Raw genomic sequence first — 5,433 nt, forward strand, 5'->3', positions numbered from 1 at the left:
AAACATTAAGTGTTATTACAGATGAGGAAATAAAAAAAATTGATGACTATTTTGAAAAAGCTAAAGAAAAAGGAGAAAAGGCAGAAGGAAAAAAGGAGATAATAGAAGAAAAAGGGAAACCCGAAAAAGAAGAAAAATTAAAAGAAGAAGTAATAAAAAAAGAAATTATTTTAACGGGGAAAGAGAATATAAAAGAGTTATCAGAAAAAATCCAGATACAATCTACTGAAATACAAAAGTTCCTGCTTGAACAAAAAATAATTGTCAATATCAATCAAACTCTTAGAAAAGATATAATCCAAAAAATCTGTGAAAATTTCAACTTTATTCCTGTATTTAAAGAAGAACAACAACCTAAAATTTTAGAAAAAACAGAAAAAGAAGAGAAACCAATATATGTTAAAAGAGCACCTGTAGTTACTGTTATGGGACATGTAGACCATGGAAAAACAACAATACTTGATAAAATAAGAAACAGTAAGGTTGCGGAAAAAGAATTCGGTCAGATTACTCAAAAAATAGGTGCATATAAAGTTAATTTACCCGAAGGTTCAATTGTCTTTCTTGATACTCCTGGACATGAAGCATTTACAGCGATGAGAGCAATGGGAGCTAAAATTACAGATATAGTAGTTCTTGTTGTTGCTGCTGATGAAGGAGTAAAACCACAGACAATTGAAGCTTTAGACCACGCTAAATCTGCTAATGTACCTATAATAGTTGCCATAAATAAAATTGACAGACCAAATGCAAATCCAGAAAAAGTTAAACAGCAACTTTCTGAATATGGATTAATTCCAGAAGAATGGGGAGGAAATACAGTTTATGTAAATGTTTCTGGATTAACAGGACAAGGAATAAATGATTTACTTGAAATGATACTTCTTGTTGGAGAAATGCTTGAATTAAAAGCAATTATAAACTGCAAATGTAATGGAACTGTCATTGAATCTTCAGTTGATAAATTCAGAGGTCCTGTAATAAGTGTACTTATTGAAAATGGAAAATTAAAAGTTGGAGACCCTTTTATTGTTGGTAGTACCTGGGGAAAAGTAAGAGCAATTATTGATGAGTGGGGTAAAAGATTAAATGAAGCAGGTCCATCTACTCCTGTTGAAATACTTGGTGCTCATGAAATAGCAATTCCGGGAGAAAAATTTAGAGTAGTTGATTCGGAAAAAGAAGCAAAGGATTTTTCAGAGAAATTAAAAAGGGAAAAAGAAAGTATTGTAATCCCGGTAAAAAGATTGACATTAAAAGACCTTTATGAAGAAATAAAAAAAGGAGAGGTGAAAGAATTAAATGTTATTTTAAAAACTGACTTTTATAATTCAATAGATGCAATTAAAAATGTTTTTAACAAAATTCCACAGAATGAAATAAAAATTAATATAATTCATGCTGGAACTGGACCTATAAGTGAATCAGATGTTTTACTTGCTTCTGCTTCCAATGGTATTGTTCTTGGATTTAAGGTTCCTGTAGAACCAAAAGCAAAAGAACTTGCAAAAAAAGAAAATATTGAAGTTAGAACTTATGAATTAATATATGATATTGGAGATGATATTATAAAAGCAATAGAGGGAATGCTTGAACCGGAAATAAAAGAAGAAATGGTTGGTCAGGCACTTGTAAAAAAAGTTTTTAAACTTGCAAAAAACAATATAGTTGCTGGTTGTGTAGTAGTAAGTGGTAAAGTAGTAAAAAATTCAAAAATTAAGATAGTAAGAAACGGAAAAGTTATTTTTGAAGGAAATTTAACAAGTTTAAAAAGATTTAAGGATACCGTAAATGAAGTAAATTATAATAATGAATGTGGTATTGGAATTGACAATTTCTATGAATTTCAGGAAGGAGATATAATTCAATCTTTTATTACTATTGAGGTGCCCAGAAAATTAAAAGGAGGGTAAAATATGAATTGTGTATTTTGTAAAATTATAAATAATGAGATAAAAAGTGATAAAATTTATGAAGATGATGATATGGTTTGTATAAGAGATATAAATCCACAGGCACCCGTTCATATACTTATAATTCCCAAAAAACATATAGAAAAACTTTACGAAGTAGAAGATACATTTCTCCTGGGGAAAATGCTAAAAATTGCCTGTCAAATCGCAGAAAAAGAAGGGATAAAGGATTCTGGTTTTAGGATAGTAATTAATACTAATAGAAATGCAGGACAGAGTGTAGACCATATTCATGTTCATCTTATAGGCGGAAGAATAATGATGTGGCCACCGGGGTAATAAAATGAAAAAAATAATTAAAAATCTAATTTTATTTTCCTTTATGTTTTTCATTTTTGTTTCCTGTACAAAAAAGAAAAACGAAGAAATTATTTCTAAAGATGAAAAGATTGCTGAATTTTCATTAAAACACTTTTCAAAAAATTATTCGATTACTTTGATTGGAGAAAGTGCCGAAATAACAGAAAATAAAAATACTAAAATTTCTGCACCTAATTTATCATTAAAAACAGATAAAGAAATTATAGAGATTAAAACTGATAAAGAAGGTAAAGGTGAAATAAAAATTGATCCGGAAAATAAAAAACTTAAAGAGATTATGATAACAGGAAAAGTGATTATTTTATATAAGGATAAAACTACTGAAAATGTAACAATGGAAATCACCTGTGGAAAAGTTAGTTATATTGATGAAAAAAGAGAAATGATTTTTGAAGAAAAACCGTTAATAAAAAGAGGAAAAAATAAATTTTCGGGAGAAAAAGTAATTTACAATATTGATAATAATACAATAGAAATAAAAGGGAATGTACATGTTGAAATTGTACCTGAAGAAAAAGTTTCTAAATAATGTTTTCCTTTTTTTCATGTGTATAAATTATTTTATTTTTGCTGAAGAAGAAACAATATTTATAAAATTACTTGAAGGAAATACTGTTAAAGAAATTGAAATAGAGGAATATATTTCTGGTGTAGTTGTAAAAGAAATGGGAGAAAATTGGCCAGTTGAGGCATTAAAGGCACAGGCAGTTGTTTCAAGAACTTATTTAATATGGAAAATAAGTACAAACAAAAGAAATTATTATCATATTGAAAATTCAATAAACCACCAATTATATAAAGATTGTAAAGATGAAAAAATAAAATCCATATTACTTGAAACAAAAGGAGAAGTTTTATTGACAGAAAATGAAAAAATAGTTCCTGTTTTTTTTCACGCATGTTCAGGTGGTATAACTGCAAATCCTTCTGATGTCTGGAAGGGGAAATATCCTTTAAATTATTCAGTTATAGATCCGTATTCAGAAGATAATCCTTTTTCTTACTGGGAAAAAAATATTTCAAAAAATTACCTTTCAAAAATTTTAGGATGTTCAATAGAAAAAATTGAAGTAATTGAAAGAGACCAAACTAATAGAGTAAAACTTTTGCAAATTACAACAAAAAATGGTAATATAAAATTAAGAGGAACAGAATTTAGAGAAAAAATTAATCAAAAAACAGAGGTTTATTTTAATAATCCTTATATAATTCCCAGTACACTGTTTGAAGTTCGGGACAAAGGAGATTCTATAACTTTTATTGGTAAAGGTTATGGACATGGTGTAGGGCTTTCTCAATATGGTGCAAAAAAAATGGCAGAAATTGGATTTGACTATAAAGACATATTAAAATTTTATTTTCCTGGGTTAAAAATAAAAAAAATTTATTAAATGAGAAGGAGAAAAAATGGATATAAAAATTTATTCAGAAGTAGAAATAAATAAAGAATTTGAAGATTACATAAAGGAAAAAATTGAAAAGTTAAAAAAATTTGTATTTGATGATGGATATGCTGAATTTTACATAAAAAAAGATGGGCCTTTATTTTTAACAGAGATTTATTTACATTCAAAAAATATAAAAGTTTTTCTAAAAGAAAAAGATAACGATGTAAATAAAAGTGTTGAAAATTTACTGGACAAAGCAAAAGTAAAGTTAAGAAAATTACATGATAAAATTGTAAACAAATAAAAAAGGAGGAAAAAAAATGAAAATAGTTGATTATTTAAAAGAAGATTGTATTATTACTAATCTCAAAAGTAGAGATAAAAAGGGAGTATTAAGAGAAATAATAAAAACACTTGAAAAAAATGGATATGTGAAAGATAGCGAAAAAATATTGGAAACAGTTATGGATAGAGAAAAACTTGGTTCAACAGGTATTGGACAGGGAATTGCAATTCCTCATGCAAAAACAGACCAGATAAATGATATTATATGTGCACTTGGACTTTCACAAACAGGAGTGGATTTTGATTCTCTTGACGGAGAACCTGTTTATATAGTATTTCTTGTTCTTGCACCGACAAAATCTATAGGTCAACATTTAAAAACTCTTGCAAAAATAGCAAGATTACTGAAAGACAAAGTTTTCAGGAATGCTTTAAGAAACTGTAAAACACCAGAAGAAGCAATTAAAATCATAAAAGAAGATGAAGAAAAATTGAATAGTCTATCTTAAAAAAATTAAAAAATGAAAAAAATAAAAGGAATTCCAGCTTCCCCAGGGTTTGCTATTGGAAAAGCAAGAAAGGTGAATGATGATTTTTTTTCTTTTAGTGAAATAAAAAAAATAAAAGAAGAAGATGTAGATGAAGAAATTAAAAGATTTCATGAAAGTATTACCAAGACAGAAAATGAAATTCAGCAAATTATAAACAACATAAAGAAAATAACAGATAAGGAATATGCAGAAATTTTTTCTTTTCATCTTTCTATCCTTAGAGATAAAAATTTAATGGAGCGAATAGAAAAGATTATAAAAAGAGAAAGGGTTTCTGCTGAAACAGCCGTAAAGAAATTTGTTGTTAATTTGAATAAGGAATTTTCTGAAAATAATCTTAAAACAAGGAAAAAAGAAATACTGGATATTTTTGAAAGAATAATTGCAAATTTAATTAAAAAAAATGACAGATTAAAAGATATAAAAGATGGAATTCTTGTGGCAAATGATCTTTCTCCAACACAGACTGTTTCAATTGATAAAAAATATATAAAGGGCTTTGTGATTTCTATGGGAACAGAAACATCTCATACCGCTATAGTAGCAAAAGCCCTTGAAATTCCTGCAGTTGTTGGGATAAAAGAAAATATTGAGGAGATAAAAGATGGTGACACAATTTTAATTGATGGTTATGAAGGTACTGTAATAGTCAATCCCACTCAAATAGAAATTGAAAAGGTAAAAAGTAAAGAAAAGGAAATTAGAAAATTCAGGAAAAAAATATATATTTTGAAAGGTAAAAAAACCATAACTTCTGATGGAAAAGAAATAAATTTATATGCAAATATTCAACTACCTGAGGAAGTTGAAACTGCTTTAAAGTATGGAGCAGAAGGGATTGGTTTATTCAGAACAGAGTATCTTTACTTAAAAAGAAAAGATTTACCAACGGAAGAAGAACAATTTCTTTCATAT

General features: G+C 27.5%; 7 protein-coding genes. All 7 read left to right on the plus strand.

All coding sequences use genetic code 11. The features are described from left to right. Positions 1–1,913: translation initiation factor IF-2 (gene infB, locus PKV21_08770; protein HOM27577.1), on the plus strand; the 1,913-nt coding region annotated here is incomplete at its 5' end. A gap of 3 nt (positions 1,914–1,916) precedes the next feature. Continuing rightward, entirely contained in the window at positions 1,917–2,252 is a 336-nt protein-coding gene (locus tag PKV21_08775) for a histidine triad nucleotide-binding protein (GenBank protein ID HOM27578.1), read from the plus strand. Positions 2,253–2,256: 4 nt separating this feature from the next. Then, on the plus strand, positions 2,257–2,823 hold the full coding sequence (locus PKV21_08780) for a hypothetical protein (protein ID HOM27579.1): 567 nt from the start codon (positions 2,257–2,259) through the stop codon (positions 2,821–2,823). 16 nt (positions 2,824–2,839) lie between these two features. Then, positions 2,840–3,685, plus strand: a complete 846-nt coding sequence (locus PKV21_08785) for a SpoIID/LytB domain-containing protein (GenBank protein HOM27580.1) — start codon at positions 2,840–2,842, stop codon at positions 3,683–3,685. 16 nt (positions 3,686–3,701) lie between these two features. After that, the gene (locus PKV21_08790; protein HOM27581.1) at positions 3,702–3,986 is read left to right on the plus strand and encodes an HPF/RaiA family ribosome-associated protein; all 285 of its coding nucleotides are present in this window, start codon (positions 3,702–3,704) and stop codon (positions 3,984–3,986) included. Positions 3,987–4,002: 16 nt separating this feature from the next. Further along, positions 4,003–4,476, plus strand: a complete 474-nt coding sequence (locus PKV21_08795; GenBank protein ID HOM27582.1) for a PTS sugar transporter subunit IIA — start codon at positions 4,003–4,005, stop codon at positions 4,474–4,476. 12 nt (positions 4,477–4,488) lie between these two features. After that, on the plus strand, positions 4,489–5,433 hold a 945-nt coding region (locus tag PKV21_08800; GenBank protein HOM27583.1), incomplete at its 3' end, for a phosphoenolpyruvate-utilizing N-terminal domain-containing protein.

The sequence above is a fragment of the bacterium genome (assembly GCA_035371905.1).
GTDB lineage: Bacteria > Ratteibacteria > UBA8468 > B48-G9 > JAFGKM01 > JAMWDI01.